Here is a 20,946-nt window from a genome sequence, read left to right on the forward strand (position 1 = left end):
CCTCGCCAGCAGCACCAGCCCAAAGGGGCGCGATCCGTCGTCACGGACAGTGGCGTGTCGACCAGCGCGGGTCGCCCGGCGCGGATCGGGCAACGATTTGTTAATCGTCCTGCGAGACCACTGATCCGTGCGAGCGCCCCGACAATCCGGCCGCGCGGCCAGTATCGGATCATGGATCTCCCAATGAATGAGTGTCGGCGCGTTGTAATCGACCATGCGATCGCTCAAGGTCAGCCGCACCCGCTTGGGCCTTCCGTTCAGGCCAACGGGGTCAATTTCTCGCTGTTCTCGCAGAATGCCACCGGTGTCGAGTTGTTGCTGTTTCGCGACGACACGGCCCCGCTGCCGTATCAGACCGTGCGTCTCGATCCGGTCGTGAACCGCGCCTTCGGGTTCTGGCACGTGTTCGTGGAAGGACTGCGTCCGGGAGCGCTCTACGGCTATCGGATCGACGGTCCGTGGGACCCGGCGAACGGCCATCGCTTCGACCGATCCAAGCTCGCCATCGATCCCTATGCCCGCGGTCACTCCGCGACGCTCTGGGATCGCGGCGCCGCCTGCGCGCCGGGCGACAACGTCGAGACGGCGATGCGAAGCGTGGTCATCGACTGGTCGGATTACGACTGGGAAGGCGACCAGCCGCTCGGCCGGCCGATACAGGATCTCGTGATCTACGAGACGCATGTCCGGGGCCTGACCCGATCGCCGAGTTCCGGGGTCGAGGCGCCCGGGACTTTCGGCGGGTTGATCGAGAAGATCCCGTACCTGCGGGAGCTCGGCGTGACCGCGCTCGAGCTTCTGCCGGTCTTCGAGTTCGACTCGAGCCAGGTCCTGCGCCAGGGCCCCGACAAGCAGCCCCTCCGCAACTACTGGGGCTACAGCACGATCGGCTTCTTCTCGCCGGAGAACAGCTACTGCCTGACGCCCGAATACGGCACGCATGTCAACGAATTTCGGGACATGGTGAAGGCGCTGCATCGCGCCGGGATCGAAGTCATTCTCGATGTGGTGTTCAACCACACCGACGAGGGCAATCATCTCGGGCCGGCCATGTGTTTCAAGCTGCTCGACAATTCGATCTACTACCATCTCGTCCCGCACGACCGGCAATACTACATGGACTATTCCGGATGCGGGAATACGTTCAACTGCAATCATCCGGTCGTCGCCAAGCTGATCGTCGAGTGCCTGGAGTTCTGGGTGCGCGAGATGCATGTCGACGGGTTTCGGTTCGACGAAGGCTCGATCCTGACGCGCGACGAGAACGGCGAGACCGTCCTTCACCCGCCGGTCGTCTGGGCGATCGAACTCTCCGAGACGCTGGCCAACACGAAGATCATCGCCGAGGCCTGGGACGCCGCGGGCGCCTATCAGGTCGGCTACTTTCCGGGCTATCGATGGGCGGAGTGGAACGGCCGGTTCCGCGACGTGGCGCGGCGCTTCATCCGCGGCGAGGGCGGGCTGATCGGCGAGGTCGCTGATCGTCTCTGCGGCAGCGCCAGCATCTATCAGGCCAGCGGCCACGCTCCGATCAACAGCGTCAACTTCATCACCTGCCACGACGGTTTCACGTTGAACGACCTCGTCAGCTACGACGAGAAGCACAACTGGGCGAATGGCGAGGGCAACAACGACGGCGCCAACGACAACAACGGCTGGAACTGCGGCGCCGAGGGGCCGGCGGGGCCCGAGATCGAGCGGGTACGCGCCCAGCAGATCAAGAACTTCGCCACGTTCCTGATGCTGTCGCAAGGCGTGCCGATGATCACCGGCGGCGACGAGATCCGCCGGACCCAGGGCGGCAACAACAACGCCTATTGCCAGGACGAGATCAGCTGGTTCGACTGGAGCGGTGCCGAGCGCGAGGCGGAGATGCTGCGCTTCTTCCGGGAGGTCATTGATCTGCGCCGGCACCATCCGATGCTGCGGCGCTCGCGTTTCTTCACCGGCGCCCGCGATGCACGCGGCGTGGCGGACGTGACCTGGCACGGAACGCGGCTCGGCCAGCCGGACTGGGACGACGCCAGGTCGAGAGTGCTGGCCGCCACGTTCGGCGCGCAGGACGCCGCCGAGATCGACCTGCACGTGATGTTCAACATGGCGGATCACACGATCGGCTTCGATCTGCCCACGATCCCGGGCCGCGAATGGCGGCGCATCCTCGACACCTCGCTGCCATCCCCGAACGACATCGTGTCCCCAGGGCATGAGGTTCGGGTGGCCGGCCAGGAATACCTGGTGAATGGCCGCTCCATCGTCCTGCTGGGCAGTTTCGACCGCCGCCAGTGACGTTTCTCCGTAACGCTCTGCAGAACCACCCCGAGGCCCAGTCATGATCAATGTCGCATTCTCGTTCTCCGACACCATCGCCGGCTATTGTACCGGGTTCGACGAGGAGGCCGACAGTTTCGGGATACGAACCTCCGACGGGCGAGACTTCGTCGTCAGGCTGACGCCGACGACCTATGCCGAGATGACCCGCAATCTGGGCGAGGCCTATATCGATTGCGGCGGGCAGATGCGCGCGATGCTGGTGCCGGACCGTTTCGTCTTCGCCTATGGCGTCCACTACCCCGAAAGCGACAAGCCGTTCGAGGCGAAGATGCTCGTATTCGCCGGGCGGACGGAAACCGACTTCGTCTTCGAGCAGAAGGACTGGTGGATCAAGCAGATCCGTCAGCTCGGCACGTTCTTCCTGCGCGCGCAATTCGCCGGTCCCGATGGCGCGCTCGACATCAACTATCGCAATTACCGCACGGCGCTCACCGCCGACGGCACCCGGACCGACACGGCCCGGCAGGAATGCGATACGATTTCCCGGCTCGTCTACGGATTTGCGAGCGCCTACCTGCTGACCGGCGAGGAGCAATTCCTCGAGGCGGCCGAGGCGGGAACCGACTACCTTCGCGACCATTTCCGCGCGAGCGATCCGACCGCCGGGATCAACTACTGGTATCACGCCATCGACGTGAGCGGGTCGCGCACGCGCAAGGTCCTGGCCTCCGAGTTCGGCGACGATTTCGATGCCATCCCGGCCTATGAGCAAATCTACGCGCTGGCGGGTCCGGTCCAGACCTACCGGATCACCGGTGACAGCCGTATCCTGGCGGATGCGCGCGCGACGATGACCATGTTCGACCGGTATTTCTACGATCCCGAGCGCGGTGGCTACTGGTCGCATATCGACCCGGTGACGTTCGACGGAACCAGTGAAACGCTCGGCCACAACCGGTCGCGCAAGAACTGGAACTCGGTCGGCGACCACGCTCCGGCCTATCTCATCAACCTGCTGCTCGCGACCGGGGACGAGCGCGAGCGCAAGATGCTCGAATACTGCGCCGACCAGATCACCGAGCACTTCCCGGACTTCGAGAACTCGCCCTTCGTCAACGAGAAGTTTCACGGCGACTGGTCGCACGATCAGACCTGGGGCTGGCAGCAGAACCGGGCCGTCGTCGGGCACAACCTGAAGATCGCCTGGAACCTGATGCGCATCGCCAGCGTGAAGCCCGACCAGCGCTATGTCGATCTGGCCGAGAAGATCGCCGCCCTGATGCCGCGGCATGGCATGGATAAGCAGCGCCTCGGCTGGTACGACGTGGTCGAACGCGTGCTCGCCGATGGCGAGACCGTTCACCGTTACGCCTGGCACGACCGCAAGGCCTGGTGGCAGCAGGAACAGGGCATCCTCGCCTACATGATCCTGGCCGGCGTCCAGAAGGATGCGAAGTACCTGAAATACGCCCGCGAATCCTCGGCCTTCTATAACGCCTGGTTCCTCGACCATGACGCCGGCGGCATCTACTTCAACGTGCTGGCGAGCGGCCTGCCCTATCTGATGGGAACCGAGCGGATGAAAGGCAGCCATTCGATGAGTGGATACCACTCGTTCGAACTCTGCTATCTCGCGGCGGTCTACGGCAACCTGCTGATCACCAGGCAGCCGCTCGATCTCTACTTCAAGCCCTACCCGCATGCGTTCCCGGACGGCGTGCTCCGGGTATCGCCCGACCTGCTGCCGCCCGGATCGGTGCGGATCGAGAGTGTCACCGTCGACGGGGCGCCCTATGGAGACTTCGACCCCGAGGCGCTGACGGTCGCCCTGCCCCGGAGCACGGAGCGGGTGAAGGTCCATGTCCGGCTCGTGCCGACGAGCGGCGTCGAGCACTTCGACGTGGCGACCAGTTCCGACGGCGAGACCATGACGCTCGAGATGTCGGGCGCGCTCGACGAGCGCGGGATGCCGGCCTTCCTCGCCGCGATGGCGAAGGTGCTGGAGGCGCGGCCGAAGGCCCTTGTCCTCGACGTGGCGAGCCTGACCTCGATCACCGCGCCCGCCATCCGCGAACTCGCCCTCATGCGGCAGAAGCTCGATATCGACGCCGATATCCGCGTCACGGGCGCCCGCCCCGAGATGAGGGAACGGCTCGCGGACGCGGAAATCAGCGAAGGCATGACTGTCGGTTGACGATCAAGACAGGTGGCCGCCCGACGCGGTCACCTGCTCGCAGCGGGCGAGCGGTACGAACCGCGCGCAAGGAGAGTATCTGTGTCAAGACGCAAGAACTGCTACGACGGTCTTTCGGCCGACTACTCGCGCCCGGACAAGGTCGAGGAGGCGCTGGCAACGAAGCTGATCCGGCTGGGCGAGCAGATCGTCGCCCGCAAGGAGTCGAGCTTGCCCGCGATCGGGCCGGATTACACCCCCGGGACCATCGAGGAAGAAAACCGCGAGTGGTGGCCGACGCATTGCGAGGCGCTGCGCCAGAAACGCGGCGACATCCTGACCGGGGAATACCGCGACGATCTCGTCTACTTCTGCCAGGACGGTCCGTATCGGGGCATCACCGAACAGGGTGAGCGCGAGAAGCACTGGTGGGCGCTGATCGCGCAGCCGGGCGTCACGATGACCTGGCCGATCGTGATGTTCTGGAGCGAGTTCGTCCATTTCGAATGGGCCGCCATGGACGACGAGACGCATGAGACCATCGCCAAGGGCAGCGTCTGCTGGGTGCGGCGCGGCCATCGCGGCGGCTGCTACTTCAAGAGCGAGCAGCTCACCTTCTACCGGGACGTCTACGCGCCGGACCGGCTCCTAAAGCTGATCGGCGGTTAGGCCGGGCGGAGCGTTCGGCCGCGAAGACTGGGTGCGCTCACGCGCGCGGGTGCAAAAAGATGGAGTTGCACAATGACCGGCGACACGGATCGCGGCATCTTTGGTGAAGCCAGGCACGGGCGGATCGGAGTGCTCATCGAGGAGCATTTCGACCAGACCGAGTTCCAGAAGTTCAACGGGTTCTTCCCTGCCAAGGGCTACCAGCTCGTCTACATGACCCATCTCTGGGGCCAGCCTTCGCTGCATTTCCGCGCAAACCCCGATGATGGCGTAGTCGAATCAGAGGTCACGGTCACGACCGAGGTCAACGAGGTCCGGGTCGGTGACTATCTCGGCTTCCTGCTGATCGGCGCCTATGCGATGGATCGCCTGCGCTATCAGGCCAATCCGCGAAAAGGTCAGCCCAATGCCGCCCCGGCGGTCGAGTTGCTGCGGCGCGCGAGCGCCACCCAGGGCGTCAAGATCGGCACGATCTGTCACAGCCTGTGGCTCCTCTGCGCCGACCGCGCCCTGCTCGAAGGACGGCGCGTGACCTGCGCGCACAACATCATCTGCGACGTCGAGAACGCCGGCGGCGATGTCGTCTTCAACGGCGATCAGACCGAGGATCTCGTCATCGACGGCGATCTGATCACCGCCAAACATCCCGGAGTCACCGACAGGTTCCTCGAGGCCTATGTCGCCGAGTTGAACAAGGTCCCCGCCTGAAGCGGACGAGGTCATCATGAAATCCGAACACTCCGACGCGATCGTCATCGGCAGCGGCTTCGGCGGCGCCATCGCCGCGCTCCGCCTCGGCGAGCACGGCGTCCAGACGCTCGTGCTCGAACGGGGCAGGCATTGGCCGGTCACCGAGGAGCAGGACACGTTCTGCACCTACCGCGAACCGGATGGCCGCGCGGCGTGGCTGAGCGATGAAACCGTCCTGTTCGAGCCGAAGCCGATCCCGCGTTTCACCGGCCTGCTGGAGCGCCTGGTCGAGGACGGCATCACCGTCTGGTGCGCCGCCGGCGTCGGCGGCGGTTCGCTGGTCTACAACGGCTGCCACTATCAACCGCGGCGCGAGGTCTTCGAGCGGGTGTTCCCGAAGAAGATCCCCTACGACGAGATGGACAGAGTCTATTATCCGCGGGTCCGCTCGGTGGTCGAGCCGTCACCCATCCCGGGCGACATCCTTGCCAGCGACTTCTACCTCGGCAGCCGCGTCTTCGCCGAGCAGGCGGCATTCGCGGGTCTCGGGGCGAAGCGGCTCGACATCGCCATCGACTGGGATCTGGTGCGCGAGGAGATCGAGGGCGGCAAGCATCCGGCGGCCATCGCAGGCGAGATCTGGTATGGCCTCAACAGCGGGGCGAAACGGAGCGTCGACCACAATTACCTGGATCGCGCCCTGAAGACCGGACATGTCGAGATCCGGTCCCTGCACCGGGTCACCGAAATCGGCGAAGCCGGGAACGGCGGCTACCGGATCGCCTGCGAGCGCATAGACGAACAGGGCAACGTGGTCGAATCCGTGGAATTTACCACGGAGCGGCTGTTCCTCGCCGCCGGCTCGGTTGGAACGACCAAGCTCCTGGTCCGGGCGAAGGGCCGCCAGGCTCTGCGCGGGCTGAACGAGTTCGTCGGCAAGGACTGGGGCAACAACGGCGATACCTTTGCCACGCGCTATGTCTCCACCCGGACCAATCCCGGCCAGGGCGGCACGGCCTCGGTCGTCATCGAGCATCCGGACAATCCGATCCTGCCGACCTCGCTCATCGTCTATCCCGAATGGGATGCGCCCGAGGGAACCCTGACCACCCTCGGCATGACCCTGCCCGCGGATCTCGGCGAGTGCGCCTATGACCCGGAGACCGGACAGGCGGTCGTGCGCTGGCGGAGCGATACCCCGGCCAATGCGAGGATGCTCGACGCGGTCAATCTGACCTACAAGCTGCTCAACGACGCCAACCCCTACGACCTGCCGCCGGAGGGGAGTCTCAGCTTCTCCGGTCACTTCCACTGCCCGATCAACGGCTTCCCGGAACGGTCACATCTGAACGCCGGCCAGCACGAGATCACCTCGGCCAATGGCGGGATCACCGCGCATCCGATCGGCGGCGTGGTACTCGGCAAGGCATGTGACTGGTTTGGCCGGGTCAAGGGCTATCAGGGTCTCTACGTGATCGACGGCGCGATGGTGCCGGGCGGCTGCACCGCCGCCACCAATCCGGCGCACACGATCGCCGCGCTGGCCGAACGGTGCCTGGAGACGATCATCGCGGAAGACTTCTCCCGAAAGCCCGAGGCGCGATCGCGGACGGAAGGCGTGACCGAGGCGATATGACCTACGGGCAGGGAGCGCTCATCGTCGCCGCCTGCTGCGTGATCGCGGCGACGATGGGTTTCGCCGCGTTCCGCCTGACCCATGTCGATCTGCGCCGAAATCATCATGAGGTCGGAGGCATGATCTTCCTGCAGGTCGGTGTCGTCTACGGCGTCGTCCTCGCCTTCGTCTTCGCGCAGGTCTTCGAGGAGATCACGGTCGCCTCCGACGCCGTCAACGCGGAGCGCGGCGACCTGCACGCCATCGCAGCGCTGGCAAGCGCGCTGCCGCCGGACTCGGCCCGTGCGCTGCGCGAAGCGATCGTCGGCTATGTCGACGCCGTGATTTCGGAGGAATGGCCGGCAATGGACGAGAACCGCGAGGAGAGCCCGGTCGCACGCGCGCGGTTCAACAGGATGCTGCTGGTTGCCTCCGGGATCGACGTCGCCGGTGGCGAAGCGGCGGCGGCGCGTGACCACATCATGGACCTCCTGCTCGATGCCCAGGCGAGCAGGGCGACGCGGATCCATGAGTCCGGGAACGGTGTCCCCCAACTCATCTGGATTCTGCTGATCGGGTCCGCCGTCCTGCTGCAGTTGTTCGTCGTCTTCTCCGGCACGGAGTACATGTATTCGCACGTCATGTTCTCGACGACATTCTCGCTGCTCGTCTCGTCAATTCTGGTCGTGATCGCGCTGATGAACTATCCGTTCTCGGGCTCGATGCGGCTGAGTTCCTCGGAATTCGCCGCGACACTCGCGAGAGTAAACCAGAGCTTCCATGACGCGGGCCGCTCGGCGGAACTGAACTGACCGGGCTTCCGTCCCCATCCGCGGTGCCACATCCTTGCTCACCCGTGATCGCCGGCGCGTCCGCGCCCGAGTTCGCCGGCGTTCGAACCGGGCCGCCCCGAGCGGGGGCGGCGCGGTGGCGCGCCGGCCCTCGCCCGGATCAGGAGAACATCACCTGGACGCTGGTGTTCTCCTTCAGCCCCTCCTCGGCGAACTGGACGCCGAAGCCCGACTGCTTGACGCCGCCGAACGGGGCGTTCGGCTGGATCGCGCCGTGGCGGTTGATCCAGACGGAGCCGCATTCGAGCCGCCGTCCGACCGCCTTGGCCGCGTCGATGTCGGAGGACCAGATCGAGCCGCCGAGGCCGTTCTGGCTGTCGTTCGCCGCCGCGACCGCCGCGTCGATGTCCGAATAGCGGATGATCGGCAGCGCCGGGCCGAACTGTTCCTCATCCACCAGGGCGTCACCATTGGCGAGATCGGCGACGATCGTCGGCGGGAAGAACAGCCCCTCGCCCGGCGCACCGCCGAGCAGAACCTTGCCGCGCCCGACCGCGTCGGCGACGAGATGCGAGACCTTGTCGAACTGCATCCGGTTCTGGACCGGTCCGAGGATCGAGGTCTCGTCGAGGCCATTGCCGACCTGGACGCCGCGGGCATAGGCGACCAGCGCCTCGCAGACCGCGTCGTGGATGTCGTCATGGACATAGAGCCGCTTCATCGCGGCGCAGGTCTGGCCGTTGTTGAGGAAGGCACCCCAGAACAGCCCCTCGGCGATCTTCTCCGGGTCGGCGTCGGGCAAAACGATGCCGGCGTCATTGCCGCCCAGTTCGAGCGTCAGGCGCTTCAGGTTCTCCGCCGCCGAGCGCATGACGTGGCGGCCGGTCGCGGTGGAGCCGGTGAAGACGATCTTGTCGATCCCGGCATGCGTGGCCATCGCCGCGCCGACATTGAAGCCCTGATCGTTGCCGGTGACGGCGTTCAGCACGCCCGCCGGAAGCACCTCGTTCACCAGTTCCACCATCCTGAGCGTCGAGAGCGGCGTCAGGGGCGAGGGTTTCAGCACGACGGTGTTCCCCGCCCGGAGCGCGGGCAGATAGTGCCAGACCGCGATCATGACCGGGAAGTTCCAGGGCGTGATCGAGCCGACGACGCCGAGGGGCTTTCGCGCGAGCTCGATCCTGCCCTCGTTGGTATCCTGCAGCACTTCCGGCGGCAGGGAGAGGCCCGCGGTATATCCGGCCCAGGCGGCGGCGCCGCCAAGCTCCCAGCGCGAGCCGAACCCGTTCAGCGGCTTGCCCTGCTCGCGGGTGAGCAGATGCGCCAGTTCCTCGGCGCTCGCGGTGATCGTCTCCGCCACGGCGCGGCAGGCGGCGCCGCGGGCGTCGTCGCTCATGCCGGCCCAGCCCGGGGCCGCTTCGCGGGCCGCCGCGACGGCGCGGTCGAGATCGGCGGCGCTGGCGTTCGGGGCGGTGTCCACCACCTCGCCCGTCGCGGGGTTGCGAACCTCGAAACGGTCCGCGGACGTGGCGGCCTCGCCGCCGATGATCATGTCGAACATTGGGGTCTCCTGCGCGGGGGTCACGCCCCGTCTCTACGGAATTGGGTCTCTTCGGGGAGTGAGGCCCCGCGGGGGGCCTCTTTTCGGGTCAGTCGGCCGGGGCCGGCACGTCGCGGGGACGCGCCACCGCGATGGCCTGCGTGATCACCTCCGCGTCGCCGATGTGGTTGGCGAGCGTCAGCGCGAGCTTCGCCCAGACCTTCAGGCTCTCGGCTTCGGTGAGGCCCTCGTGCAGGGTGACGAGCCGCTCGTAGACATCGTCGGGGCTCCGGAGGTTCGGGGCGGTGTTCAGTTCAGCCATTGCTTGCCTCCCTTGGCATGGGCGAGCGCCGCGTCGATCGCGGCCGGATCGGGCGTCTTCCACCGCGCCGCGACATAGTGATCGGGGCGGATCAGGCAGGCGCCGCCGTCTCCGAGCCCCAGCCGGTCCGCGGCGAGGCCATCGACCTCGATCAGCCGGACGGCGGCGGGCACCCTACCGGTCCAGCCCCGGGCGAGGACGACGAACTCGTCGCCGATCGCCTCGAGCAGCCAGCCGTCGCCGTGCGGCGCGTCGAGCACCGGAGCGCCGGGCGCGACACCGTTCGCCCAGCCGTCGGCGTCCGGCGTCGAGAGCGGGCTTGCCGGGTAGTGGACGGCGGTCGAGAGCCGGCCCGAATTCACGATGGGCCGCGCGAAGGCGTGGTCACGCGCGAGTTCGAGCACCGCGTCGCGCAGCGCCTGGCTGGCGGGGGATTTCGGCGTCAGGAAGTCGGTGGAGCGGGTCGAGTTCAGGATGTTCTCGTCCGCCGTGGCGATCGCCTCCTCGTTGTAGGTCTCGATCAGACCGGCCCCGGCCTCGCCCCTGAGCACGAGATCGAGCTTCCAGCCGAGGTTGTCCACATCGGCGAAGCCGCCGTTGCAGCCACGCGCGCCGAAGGGCGAAACGAGATGCGCCGAGTCACCGGCGAAGACCACCCGGCCATGCACGAACCGCGCCATCCGCCGGCACTGGAAGGTGTAGACCGAATACCATTCGCGCTCGAACTCGACATCGGGCCCGAGCATCGCCCGCACGAAGGGCTCGACATTCTCCGGCTGGATCGCGGCCTTCCGGTCGACGTCCCAGCCAAGCTGGAAGTCGAGGCGCCAGACATCGTCGGGCTGCTTGTGCATCAGCGCCGATCGGCCGGGGTTGAACGGCGGATCGAACCAGAACCAGCGCTCCGACGGCATCTCGTGCTTCATCCGGATGTCGGCGATCAGGAAATTGTCCTCGAAGACCCGGCCCTCGAAATCGAGCCCGAGCTTGTCGCGCACCGTGGAGCGCGAGCCGTCGCAGGCGATCAGCCATTCCGCCCTGAGCTTGTAGGCCCCGCCCTCGTCCGCGATGACGGCGAGTTCCACGCCGTCGTTTCTCGGTGTGACGTCCTCGACGCGGTGGCCCCAGCGGATCTCGACGTTGGGCAGTTTCTCGACGCCGTCGAGCAGGAATTCCTCGATGTAGTACTGCTGGATGTTGATGAAGCCGGGACGCTTCTGATCCTTCACCGGCAGCATGTCGAACTGATAGACCGGTTCGCCACCGTCGCGCCAGAAGACCTTGCCGACGTTCCATGTCACGCCCTTCTCGACGGCGGGATCGCCGACGCCGAGGCGGTCGAGAATGTCGAGCGAGCGCTTCGAGAAGCAGATCGCCTTCGAGGCATGGGCGATGAAGTCGAGCCGGTTCAGCACCACGACCTCATGCCCGCGACGGCCGAGGTCGAGCGCCATCGCGAGGCCGACCGGGCCCGCGCCGACGATGACGACGGGCGCGGTGTCGGTCGGCGAGTCCGGCGTCGGGATGGGCGCCGGGGTGGCGCCGATATCCTTGTAGACCGGGATTCCGGGAATGTTTGCCATTTCGCCACCTCAGCCCTGAAGTTTCGCCCAGACCTCGCGGTCGCGCTCGGCCGTCCAGATCCGCGGGTTCTCGATACCGTCGAACTCGTCCCAGAGCCGCTGCACGTCGAAGGGCAGGCAATGCTCGAAGATCGGCCAGGCACCGAATTCGGGAGCGAGCGCGTCGCGCGTCGCCTCGAAGGCCTCCTTGAGATCGCCGCCCGCCTTGTGGACGCGGCCGACGTTCTCGATCATGCCGTTGAGGAACATCCGCGTCTGCTCGACGGCGGCGTCGGTCTCGGCGGTCCCGCGCGAGACGGCGCCGCGGCCGCCGATCAGGTTTTCCGAGCGATAGGCCTTGACGTTATCGAGCGTCTTGCCCGCCCAGTCGAAGTGATAGGCGTCGCCGGTGTAGAGCGCGGCCTTCGACTCGACGAGATCGCCGGCGAAGAGCGTGCGGCTCTTGTCGTGCCAGACGACGATATCGCCACCGGTATGCCCCCGGCCGAGGAAGCGCAGGTCGAGCCGGCCCCGGTCACCGCCGAGCTCGATCGCCATGTCCGTGCCGAAGGTGATGGTCGGCCAGGTGAGGCCCGGCACCTCATCGGCGTTCTTGGCGAGGCGCGGCATGCGGCCAAACTCGCTCTTCCAGTCCTCGAGCCCGCGCTCGGCCACGAAATCGCGCGAGGTTTCGGACATGATGATGTCCCCGGCCTCGAAGGCGCTGGCGCCGAGGACGCGCACGGCGTGGTAATGGGTGAGGATCAGGAAGCGTACCGGCTTGTCGGTCTGCTCGCGCAGGATGCTCAGCCAGTCGCGCGTGGCCGAGGGCGTGGCGCGGCTCTCGATCGCGACGAGAAAGTCCTCGCCTTCGATCGCGCCGACATTCGGGTCGCCCTCGGCGGTCAGCGCGTAGACGCCGTCGCCAAGGATTTCGAGCGTGTCGGTCTTCTGAACGGTGTCGGCGGAGGATGCGAACGGCTTGGTCATGATGTCCCTCCAGGGAATGACGGGTTTCGGGGAGGCTCCGGTCAGGCGGCCGCGAAATAGTTCTTCACGAAGCGGTCCGAAGTCACGTCCCAGAGAACCGGCGTGCCCTTCTCGACGAACCAGGCGTCGCCGACGCCATAGGTCTTCGTGGCACCGGTACGCTCGTCGGTCAGCGTGGCGGTGCCTTCCACCACGACCGCGTGCTCGGTGTAGGGATAGATCATGCGGAACCGGCCGCGCGTCACCGCGAAATAGCCGCAGGAGAGCGGGTCGGTCGGCGCTCCGAAGATCATCTTGCCGGAGGCCTTGAGATCGCCTTCGATCATCTCGGCGCCGAGATCGGCGACGGTGCCCCAGGGGTCGAGGGTCGGGATGGTGTCGGTGGAAATGTCGAGCATGGTTTTTCTCCTTGATATGCGGGTTTAACGGCGGCCGTTGAAGTAGCCGGAGAGCTGGTGCCAGGTCTTGGCGGCGGAGGTGATCCCGGCGCGCGCGACATCCCTTCCGAGGATGCTCACATGCGGGATGGAACTCATGAGGTCGTAACGGGCCGAGCCTTCGCTCATGCCTTCGGCGAGGACCTTGCAGACGATGTGGCTCGGCGTGACGCCGAAGCCGGAATAGCCCTGGACGTAGAAGGCATTGGGCCGGCCGTCGAGCGTTCCGATCTGCGGGAAGAGGTTCGCGGAACAGGCCATCGGACCGCCCCAGGCGAGTTCGACCTTCACGTCCTTCAGATACGGGAAGGTCTTGAGCATGAGCGCCCGGTTCCACGCCGCGAGATCCTGAGGGATGTAGTCGTAGAGGCGGGTGGCCGAGCCGTAAAGCAGGCGGTTCTCGTTCGTGACCCGGAAATAGTCGATGACCGGGCGAATGTCGGAATAGGCGCCCCGGATCGGGCTGATCCTCAGGATCGTCTCTTCCGGCAGCGGCTCCGTCGCCAGCTGGAAGGCGAAGGTATTGACCGTCTTGCCGTAGATCGACGGCTCCAGCTTGTTGAGGAAGCTGTCGCAGGCCCAGAGCAGCTTCGAGGCGGTGACCTTGCCCGCGTTGGTGCGGACCGTGACGCGGTCGCCGTATTCGACGGAGATGACCGGCGAGTTCTCGAAGATCCGGCCGCCGTGGGAGACGAACGCGGCGGCCTCGCCCAGCAGCAGGTTCAGCGAATTGACATGCCCGCCGCCCATGTGCTTCAGCGCGCCCGCGTAGACGTCCGAGCCGATGATCGTCTTGACCGCCGAGCCGGTGAGCAGTTCGATATCCTCGTCGGGATCGACGGACTTGAACTCCTCCTCCCAGGTCTTGAGCGTCTTGATCTGGCGCTGGTTGTAGGCGAGGTAGCCGTAGCCCTGACGGAAATCCGCGTCGATGTCGTAGCGGGCGATACGATCACGGATGATGCCGGCGCCGAGATTGGCGATCTTGAAGAGGGTCTCGAGCCCCTCGGGGCCGACATGCTTCCGCACGGCGTTGAGATCATGGCCGATCCCGGCCATCACCTGTCCGCCGTTGCGGCCCGTGCCGCCATAGCCGAGGTGGCGGCCTTCGAGTACGACGATATTGGTGATGCCCTTCTCGGCCAGTTCCAGCGCGGTGTTGATGCCGGAGAAGCCGCCGCCGATCACGACGACATCGGCGTCGACATCATCGGTCAGCCGGGGAAAGGCGAGGTCGTATTTCTTGGTGACGGTGTAGTAGTTCAGCGAGTCGAGGCGGTTCATGATCGAGGGATCGAGCGCGGTCATCGGGGCGGACCTCCAGGTCTGTCTGGCTGGGCGCGAGCCAGCGGTTGGGGAAGAATGCGGTCAGGCGGGTCTGTTCAGTAGCCGCTGGCCCAGTTGGGCATCACGACGCCGACTTGCGTGGCGTAATCGTCCCACCGGGAAACGAGGGCCGAGAGGGTGTCGGGGTGCGCCGCGGCGAGGTCGTTGGTCTCGCCGAGGTCGTCGGTCAGGTTGAAGAGCTGCCAGGCGCCGGTGCCGTAGGGCTCCGACATGCGAAGGGCCTTCCAGGCGCCGTCGCGGACGTAGGACTTGCCGAGGATCTCGCCCGCGTCGGTAGCCGGGCTTTCGTCGGCCGTGTCCGCGGCGAGTGAGCCGAGCAGCGACGTGCCCTGCATCGTCTCGACGGGACGACCGTTGAAGCTGCCGTCCGGCATCGCCACCCCTGCGAGTTCAAGCAGCGTCGGCGCGATGTCGTTGACCGAGGTGTAGCGGTCCGAGATGCGTCCCGCCTCGATGCCCTCGAAGCTGAGGAAGGCGGGCACGCGGGTTCCACCCTCGGTCGGGAAGCCCTTGAAGAGCGAGAGCGCGGGCGAGGCGGCGCGGGCCCAGCCCGGGCCGTAGAGGACATAGGAACGCTCCGCCCCCATGTTCTCGTAGGAAAAGTCGTGCCGCTCCTCGACGTTGCGCCGGATCTCGGGGAAGAGGTCGCGCGGCCAGGTCTCGTCGAGGTCGTGGCCTTCCGGCCCGTTGTCGGAGAGGAACACGATCACCGTGTCGTCAAGCTCGCCCGACGCTTCGAGCGCGTCGATCAGCCGGCCGGTATTGGCGTCCATCTCGTCGACCATCGCCGCGTAGATCTCCATGGCGCGGCTCTGCGTCTTGCGCTCCGCTTCGGGGAGCTCGGCCCAGGGCACGTATTTCAGCGGCGGGCGTCCGCCGGTCGCCGTCTCCGGCACGATGCCGAGGCGCTTCTGCCGGTCGAGCCGCTCGGCGAAGAGCGCGTCGTAGCCGGCGTCGTAGCGGCCGCGGTATTTCTCGATCGTGGCGGCGGGCGCCTGCAGCGGCCAGTGCGGCGCCGTGAAGGCGAGATAGGCGAAGAACGGGCGGTCGCCATCGGCTTCGCCGATGTAGTCGATCATCCGGTCGACGAAGAACTGCGAGGAGTAGTCGAATTCGGCGGGCAGTTCGGTGAGCGTCCGGTCGTCTTCCATGTAGGGCGCCTTGCCCTCGGGATCGGGGCTGTAGGCGGGGCGCATGTCGGCGAAATGGCTCGCACCCCCGGAGAGCATGGCGAAGGAGCGGTCGAAGCCGCGCTCGAAGGGCCGCGAGCCCTCGACCGCGCCGAGATGCCACTTGCCGGTCATGAAGGTGTCGTAGCCGGCCTCGCCCAGCACCGAGGCGATGGTGACGACGCGGTCGTTCAGGCGGCCTTCGTAACCGGGCTGTCCTTCCTGGTTCGGCGCCATCTCCTCGGCCATGTTGCCAAGGCCTGCGAGGTGGTTGTCGACTCCGGTGAGCAGCATCGCCCGGGTCGGCGAGCAGACCGCCGAGGCGTGGAAGTTGGTCAGCCGCGCGCCTCCTTCGGCGATCCGGTCGAGGTTCGGCGTCGGGATCTCGCCGCCGAAGCTTCCGAGATCGGCCATTCCCATGTCGTCGGCGACGATGAGCAGGATGTTCGGGCGGTCGCCTTGGGCCTGCGCGGCGGCGGCAAGGCCGAGGGTCGCGAGGGCGGTTCCAAGGGTGAGGCGGAGTTTGGCGGAAAGGGTCATCGGGGTCTCCCTGGGCGTTGGGTCGAGCTGGCGGCTGCCGGTCAGACCTCGGTGATGGCCTGGCCAAGGGCGGCGTAGAGCCCCGGCCGGCGGTTGCGAAGGAAGAGGGCGAAGAGGGCACCGGCCGCGCCGGTCGCGGCGACGATCCAGGGGAAGGACCAGACCACCGGGCTGTCGGAGCCGGCGAGGAGCGGCAGATTGCGGATCACCAGCCCAAGTCCGATCCCGAGGCCGAGGACGGCGACGCTGGGCGCCACGACGCGGGTCCAGATGCCGAGACCATGCGGCTGGCGGCGGAAATAGGCGATGATCGCGACCGAGACGAGGATCTGGACCGAGAGGACACCGATCACCGCGACCGCCGAGGTCCAGGCGAAGACGACCGCGTAGGGGTCGAGGCCGGAGAGGACGAAGGCGACGAGGAGCAGCGCGGCGATCACACCCTGGACCCGGCCGGCGACATGGGGCGAGCCATGCCGGTGGTGCACCACGCTCAGCGTCCGGGGCAGCAGCCCCTCGCGGCCCAGCGCGAAGAAGTAGCGGTTGATCGTGTTGTGGAACGAGAGCGCCGAGGCGAAGAGGCTGACCATGAGCAGGAGTTCCATCGCCGTGACCGACCAGGGTCCGAGAACATCGGCCGCCGCGACGAAGAAGAAGGTCTCGAGCCCGGCCTGGGCCGCCGCCTGGGCGCCGGAAGCTCCGTAATACTGGGTGATCGACCAGGTGGAGAAGGCGTAGAAGCCGGCGATGAGCGCGACGGCGGCGTAGGTGGCGCGCGGGATGGTGCGTTTCGGGTTCTCGGCTTCCTCGGAGAAGATCGCGGTCGCTTCGAAGCCCATGAAGGAGCCGATCACGAAGACGAGCGCGGCGCCGAGGCCGGGGGCGAAGACCGTCGTCGGGGCGAAGGAGGTGACGCTGATCCCCTCGGGGCCGCCGCCGCGGAGCAGGATGCCGACATCGAGCAGCGCGAGGATCGCGACTTCCGCCAGCATGCAGATGCCGAGGAGCTTGCCCGAGAAGGCGATGTTGCGCGCGCCGCAGAGGCCGACCACGACCATCAGCCCGAGAACGGCCGTCCACCAGGGAATGTCGAGGCCGAGCTTGGCGAGCGCGGCGGAGAAGAAGATGCCGAAGAGCGAGTAGACCGCGAGTTGGATCGCCTTGTAGGTGAGGATCGCGACTGCGGCGGCGGCGACGCCGGCGGGCCGCCCGAGGCCCTTGGAGATATAGGTGTAGAAGCCGCCGGCCGAACCTGCGAACCGGCTCATGGCAGTGAAGCCGACCGAGAACAGCAGATAGAGCAGGCCGGCGAGCACGTAGACGCCGGGGACGCCGGCGCCGTTGCCGAAGGCGAAGGCGGCGGGGGATGCGCCGACGACCGAGGCGAGCGGCGCCGCCGCGGCGACGACGAAGAAGACGATATGGACGGTGCCGATGGAGTTCCGGGCGAGTTGCCCTCCCTGGCCTGCCGTTTGATGAGCGACGTCGTTCATCGGGAGGGTCTCCCATTTTTGAGCGCGATGTGCGCGTTTCACTTGCTTGCTTTCCTTGAGACCGACCATACGTGCATGGCGGGGTTGCACGAATTGCAGGACGCGCCAGTGATTCGATAGTTTGCGCCACGGAGGCGAAATGCCCGAAATCGAGAGATCCGGCACGATCACGAGGCCCGGCACGCGCGTGGCGCTCATCCGGGTATCCTCGCTCGGGCCGGTGATCGATGCCCTGGACCGGCGCGGTTCCAAGGCCGACGCGCTGATGGCGCGGCACCTGATGAACCGGGGGCAACTCGCGGACCCCTATTTCGAGATCCCGCTCGCGAGATACGTGGCCATTCTCGAGGAGGCCGCGCAGCTCGAAGGCGACGAATTCTTCGGCGCGAGGGTCGGCGGAGCGTTCCGCCCGGCGCATCTCGGGCCCGTGGGGCTGCTCTTCGGATCATCGGCGACGTTGCGGCGGGGTCTGGAGCGGCTGGCCCGCTGGCTGAATGCCTGGCAGGCCGGCACGGCGATGCGGGTCCGCGAGGAAGACGGCGCGCTCGTCTGGAGCTACCGGCTCGACGCGGAGTTCTGGCCGCGGCGGCAGGATACGGAATACACCCTCGCGGCGACGATCGCGCTGGCGCGCGAGGCCTTCGGCTCCGCTGGCCGCCCGCTGGAGATCCACATCGAACACGGCGAGCCGCCCGACAGCGCCCCCCTCACCCGCATCCTCGGGTCGCGGCCCGAGTTCGGGCAGCCCGGAAACCGGCTGATCTTCGATCTCGATGAAGCGAACCGGCCGCGCCGGAAGGAGGACCGCGACCTGATGTCGATCCTGGAGCGGCATGTCGCGGATCTCTGCCAGCCGGCGGAAGGGCTCGACGGGCTGGTCGGCAAGGTCCGGACGCTGGTGCTCATGCATCTCGGCCAGCGGGCGATCACGCTGCCGGTGATGGCGTCGGAACTGCGCGTGTCGCAGCGCACCCTGCAGCGGAGGCTCGCCGCCGAGGGCACCTCGCTCCGCGATCTGGTGCGCGAATGCCGCCTCGAACTCGGGCGACTGCGGCTCCGCGACGGCCGCGCGAGCACGGAGGAGATCGCACGCGGCCTCGGCTATGCCGACAACACCGCCTTCTGGCGCGCCTTCAAGACGGGAACCGGCGAGACGCCTTCGGAATACCGGCGCAAGCGATAGCGGCGCGCGGCGGTCGCGGCCGGCCGATCGGGCCGCCGGAGTTCCGGTGCCGGTTCGACGGGTCCGGACTCGTGGCGGAGCGCGTCGGCGATGCCGGCGACCTCGGCGAGTTCGAGCGCCATCGCGACGATGAGGCCATCCTCGGAACCGAGCGCGCGACGACTTCGGCAACCTGACAGGGAGCGCCATGAAGGCGGTTTGCCAGCTTGGCGCATCCTGTGCGACTATCGCCGCGCGGCCGACATACGCGGGGGAGGACGCAGGTGGCCAGGCGGTACATTCAGGCGCAGAGCTTGACGGGGCTGAGCGAGGTCGCGGCGCAATTCGGGGAAGACGCATCGGCGGCGCTGAAGAGTTTCGGCATGAGTCCGAGGTTGCTGCGTGAACGCGACGTACAGATCGATTTCTTCCAGTACTGCCAGCTTCTGGAACATTGCGCCGAACGCTGGAACTTGCCGGATCTCGCCTTTCGCATGGCCCCTTTCCAGCATCTGGAAATACTTGGCCCGGTGGCGCTGGTCACCAGAATGGAGCGAAACCTCCGTGACGCGCTCCGGGCGATCCTGCGCAATCTGCTCATCTATACCAATAATCTGATCGCCGCCTTGGAGGAACAGGACGATACGGCCGCGATCGTCCTGTCGGTTCAGACCGGAGACACCGTGATCCGGCAGTACAGGTTCCTCGCGCTCGCGGTTACCAAGAACGTTCTGGAGCAGGCCGCGGGTTCTCCGATCCGGTTCGTCGAGGCGAGCTTCAGCGAAGTCGCCGAGGGCAAGATCCGGACGGCCGAGGCGTGGTTCGGCTGTCCCGTACGTTTCGGCGCCGCGCGCACCGCGCTCTACTTCGACCGCGCCGTGCTGGACCGCGAACTCGAGAAGCAGGATACCGCGTATCATTCGATCATTCGCCGCTTTCTGTCCACGACACGCGATGAGGCCGGTCTCAGCGTCTCCGATGGGGCCCGCGACGAGATCGCGCGACAGATGGAGCTTTCGGAATGCACGCTGGAAAGTGTCGCCCGCGCGATGCGGATGGAACCGCGTGGCCTGCAGCGCCGGCTGAAGGCCGAGGGCACGTCATTTCGTGAACTGGTCGACAACTGGCGGCGAGACCGGGCCATGTCGCTGGTGACGATGACCCGGATACCGTTGTCGGATGTGGCGGACGCCCTGGGCTACGCGCATCAGGCGGTGTTCACGCGGGCGTTTTCCCGCTGGCATGGCATCACGCCGCTCGCCTGCCGTCAGCGGGCGATGGGCGTGGAAGGGCGTCCGTGATCGCTACCGGCTGGCCATTTCGACCGGACGCGGACCTTCATACGCCTTGGCGATCGCCCGGTCGCCGGCCCGACGCAGCAGTCCCGGCGCGAGCCGCGCCATCTTGACCGCCGCGCGCGCCATGCCGGTCGGAACGATCTCGTAGCGGTCGGTCGCGAGGCCCTTCACGACATCGGACACGATGGCGCCCAGCGTCGCCTTCGGGATCGTCCGCACATGAGCGCGATTCTCGGGCGTGCGGCTCTTGTCGAGGTCGACGACCATGGGGCTGTCGAATTCGGCCGGGCACACAAGCTGGACCGTGATGCCCATCGGCTCCAGTTCGAAGCGCAGGCAGGACGTCAGCCCGACCAGCGCATGTTTCGAGGCGCAATAGGAGGTGTAGCCGAAGGCGCCGACCAGGCCGGCGATCGAAGCCACGTTGATCAGCCGGCCCTTCGAGTTCCGCAGATGCGGCAGGGCGGCACGGGTGGCGTTCAGCACGCCGAAGTAGTTGATCTCCATCACCTGACGGAAGTCGTTCGAGGTCAGCTCCTGGAAATGGCCCTCGCGCAGGATGCCGGCGTTGTTGATGAGCGCGTCGATGCCGCCCTGGCCTTCGGCGGCGGCGTTCATCGCCTCAGCCGAGGCCCGTTCGTCGGTCACGTCCACCGAATGCGTGCCGACGACGGAGCCGGGATGCGCCGCGTTGATCTCGGCCGCGGCCCTCGCCAGCTTCTCCGCGTTGCGCGCCATCAGCGTCAGCCGCGCGCCTTCGCCTGCCAGAGCCTTCGCCAGCGCGAGGCCGAGCCCTGAATTGCCGCCGGTAACGACGACGTGCCTGTTCCTGAAGCTCAGCTTGTTCATGAGATGATCCTCCGATGTTCGTGCT

General features: G+C 66.7%; 17 protein-coding genes. 8 read left to right on the forward strand and 9 right to left on the reverse strand.

The window, feature by feature from the left end; genetic code table 11:
• The first annotated feature begins 183 nt into the window (after positions 1-183).
• From glgX to ACLJK8_RS04030, 6 genes are all read left to right on the forward strand, one after another.
• The gene (glgX, locus tag ACLJK8_RS04005; RefSeq protein ID WP_413148802.1) at positions 184-2,289 is read left to right on the forward strand and encodes a glycogen debranching protein GlgX; all 2,106 of its coding nucleotides are present in this window, start codon (positions 184-186) and stop codon (positions 2,287-2,289) included.
• Positions 2,290-2,332: 43 nt separating this feature from the next.
• A complete protein-coding gene (locus tag ACLJK8_RS04010; protein ID WP_413148803.1) occupies positions 2,333-4,468 on the forward strand; it encodes an AGE family epimerase/isomerase in 2,136 nt (711 codons plus the stop codon).
• A gap of 81 nt (positions 4,469-4,549) precedes the next feature.
• Entirely contained in the window at positions 4,550-5,116 is a 567-nt protein-coding gene (locus tag ACLJK8_RS04015; RefSeq protein WP_413148804.1) for a hypothetical protein, read from the forward strand.
• Positions 5,117-5,188: 72 nt separating this feature from the next.
• On the forward strand, positions 5,189-5,824 hold the full coding sequence (locus ACLJK8_RS04020) for a DJ-1/PfpI family protein (RefSeq protein ID WP_413148805.1): 636 nt from the start codon (positions 5,189-5,191) through the stop codon (positions 5,822-5,824).
• Positions 5,825-5,840: 16 nt separating this feature from the next.
• On the forward strand, positions 5,841-7,442 hold the full coding sequence (locus tag ACLJK8_RS04025) for a GMC oxidoreductase (RefSeq protein WP_413148806.1): 1,602 nt from the start codon (positions 5,841-5,843) through the stop codon (positions 7,440-7,442).
• Positions 7,439-8,233: a DUF4239 domain-containing protein gene (locus ACLJK8_RS04030; protein WP_413148807.1), complete on the forward strand. Its 795-nt coding sequence runs from the start codon at positions 7,439-7,441 to the stop codon at positions 8,231-8,233. Before ACLJK8_RS04025 ends, ACLJK8_RS04030 begins: the two co-directional genes overlap by 4 nt.
• Before the next feature lie 139 nt (positions 8,234-8,372).
• Here ACLJK8_RS04030 and ACLJK8_RS04035 read toward each other — a convergent pair whose 3' ends face one another.
• From ACLJK8_RS04035 to ACLJK8_RS04070, 8 genes are all read right to left on the reverse strand, one after another.
• On the reverse strand, positions 8,373-9,773 hold the full coding sequence (locus tag ACLJK8_RS04035; protein ID WP_413148808.1) for an aldehyde dehydrogenase family protein: 1,401 nt from the start codon (positions 9,771-9,773) through the stop codon (positions 8,373-8,375).
• A gap of 88 nt (positions 9,774-9,861) precedes the next feature.
• Positions 9,862-10,074, reverse strand: coding sequence for a DUF2783 domain-containing protein (locus tag ACLJK8_RS04040; RefSeq protein WP_413148809.1), 213 nt, complete (start codon positions 10,072-10,074; stop codon positions 9,862-9,864).
• Complete coding sequence (locus tag ACLJK8_RS04045; protein ID WP_413148810.1) at positions 10,062-11,657, reverse strand: FAD-dependent oxidoreductase; 1,596 nt, start codon at positions 11,655-11,657, stop codon at positions 10,062-10,064. Before ACLJK8_RS04045 ends, ACLJK8_RS04040 begins: the two co-directional genes overlap by 13 nt.
• A 9-nt stretch (positions 11,658-11,666) precedes the next feature.
• Positions 11,667-12,626, reverse strand: coding sequence for an MBL fold metallo-hydrolase (locus ACLJK8_RS04050; RefSeq protein WP_413148811.1), 960 nt, complete (start codon positions 12,624-12,626; stop codon positions 11,667-11,669).
• A gap of 41 nt (positions 12,627-12,667) precedes the next feature.
• Positions 12,668-13,024, reverse strand: coding sequence for a cupin domain-containing protein (locus ACLJK8_RS04055; protein ID WP_413148812.1), 357 nt, complete (start codon positions 13,022-13,024; stop codon positions 12,668-12,670).
• 24 nt (positions 13,025-13,048) lie between these two features.
• Positions 13,049-14,371: an NAD(P)/FAD-dependent oxidoreductase gene (locus ACLJK8_RS04060; protein WP_413148813.1), complete on the reverse strand. Its 1,323-nt coding sequence runs from the start codon at positions 14,369-14,371 to the stop codon at positions 13,049-13,051.
• A gap of 74 nt (positions 14,372-14,445) precedes the next feature.
• The gene (locus ACLJK8_RS04065) at positions 14,446-16,119 is read right to left on the reverse strand and encodes an arylsulfatase (protein ID WP_413148814.1); all 1,674 of its coding nucleotides are present in this window, start codon (positions 16,117-16,119) and stop codon (positions 14,446-14,448) included.
• A 41-nt stretch (positions 16,120-16,160) separates the two neighbouring features.
• Complete coding sequence (locus ACLJK8_RS04070) at positions 16,161-17,612, reverse strand: APC family permease (RefSeq protein WP_413148815.1); 1,452 nt, start codon at positions 17,610-17,612, stop codon at positions 16,161-16,163.
• 139 nt (positions 17,613-17,751) lie between these two features.
• Here ACLJK8_RS04070 and ACLJK8_RS04075 point away from each other — a divergent pair, with 139 nt between their 5' ends.
• Positions 17,752-18,795: an AraC family transcriptional regulator ligand-binding domain-containing protein gene (locus ACLJK8_RS04075; protein WP_413148816.1), complete on the forward strand. Its 1,044-nt coding sequence runs from the start codon at positions 17,752-17,754 to the stop codon at positions 18,793-18,795.
• A gap of 263 nt (positions 18,796-19,058) precedes the next feature.
• Positions 19,059-20,075 (forward strand): AraC family transcriptional regulator ligand-binding domain-containing protein, encoded by a 1,017-nt coding sequence (locus tag ACLJK8_RS04080; protein WP_413148817.1) that lies wholly within the window; start codon positions 19,059-19,061, stop codon positions 20,073-20,075.
• Between the two features lie 3 nt (positions 20,076-20,078).
• On the opposite strand, the gene ACLJK8_RS04085 is transcribed toward ACLJK8_RS04080, so the two are convergent.
• Positions 20,079-20,921 (reverse strand): SDR family NAD(P)-dependent oxidoreductase, encoded by an 843-nt coding sequence (locus ACLJK8_RS04085; protein WP_413148818.1) that lies wholly within the window; start codon positions 20,919-20,921, stop codon positions 20,079-20,081.
• Positions 20,922-20,946 lie beyond the last annotated feature (25 nt).

It is taken from the genome of Amaricoccus sp. W119, assembly GCF_047275745.1.
GTDB lineage: Bacteria > Pseudomonadota > Alphaproteobacteria > Rhodobacterales > Rhodobacteraceae > Amaricoccus.

Excerpts from the sequence above, each read along its gene's own strand:
- ACLJK8_RS04045 (WP_413148810.1), bottom strand. The coding sequence starts at position 11,657 with ATGGCAAACATTCCCGGAATCCCGGTCTACAAGGATATCGGCGCCACC.
- ACLJK8_RS04010 (WP_413148803.1), top strand. The coding sequence starts at position 2,333 with ATGATCAATGTCGCATTCTCGTTCTCCGACACCATCGCCGGCTATTGT.
- ACLJK8_RS04075 (WP_413148816.1), top strand. The coding sequence starts at position 17,752 with ATGCCCGAAATCGAGAGATCCGGCACGATCACGAGGCCCGGCACGCGC.
- ACLJK8_RS04085 (WP_413148818.1), bottom strand. The coding sequence starts at position 20,921 with ATGAACAAGCTGAGCTTCAGGAACAGGCACGTCGTCGTTACCGGCGGC.
- ACLJK8_RS04025 (WP_413148806.1), top strand. The coding sequence starts at position 5,841 with ATGAAATCCGAACACTCCGACGCGATCGTCATCGGCAGCGGCTTCGGC.
- ACLJK8_RS04050 (WP_413148811.1), bottom strand. The coding sequence starts at position 12,626 with ATGACCAAGCCGTTCGCATCCTCCGCCGACACCGTTCAGAAGACCGAC.
- ACLJK8_RS04055 (WP_413148812.1), bottom strand. The coding sequence starts at position 13,024 with ATGCTCGACATTTCCACCGACACCATCCCGACCCTCGACCCCTGGGGC.
- ACLJK8_RS04030 (WP_413148807.1), top strand. The coding sequence starts at position 7,439 with ATGACCTACGGGCAGGGAGCGCTCATCGTCGCCGCCTGCTGCGTGATC.
- ACLJK8_RS04065 (WP_413148814.1), bottom strand. The coding sequence starts at position 16,119 with ATGACCCTTTCCGCCAAACTCCGCCTCACCCTTGGAACCGCCCTCGCG.
- ACLJK8_RS04040 (WP_413148809.1), bottom strand. The coding sequence starts at position 10,074 with ATGGCTGAACTGAACACCGCCCCGAACCTCCGGAGCCCCGACGATGTC.
- ACLJK8_RS04070 (WP_413148815.1), bottom strand. The coding sequence starts at position 17,612 with ATGAACGACGTCGCTCATCAAACGGCAGGCCAGGGAGGGCAACTCGCC.
- ACLJK8_RS04020 (WP_413148805.1), top strand. The coding sequence starts at position 5,189 with ATGACCGGCGACACGGATCGCGGCATCTTTGGTGAAGCCAGGCACGGG.
- ACLJK8_RS04035 (WP_413148808.1), bottom strand. The coding sequence starts at position 9,773 with ATGTTCGACATGATCATCGGCGGCGAGGCCGCCACGTCCGCGGACCGT.
- glgX (WP_413148802.1), top strand. The coding sequence starts at position 184 with ATGAATGAGTGTCGGCGCGTTGTAATCGACCATGCGATCGCTCAAGGT.
- ACLJK8_RS04060 (WP_413148813.1), bottom strand. The coding sequence starts at position 14,371 with ATGACCGCGCTCGATCCCTCGATCATGAACCGCCTCGACTCGCTGAAC.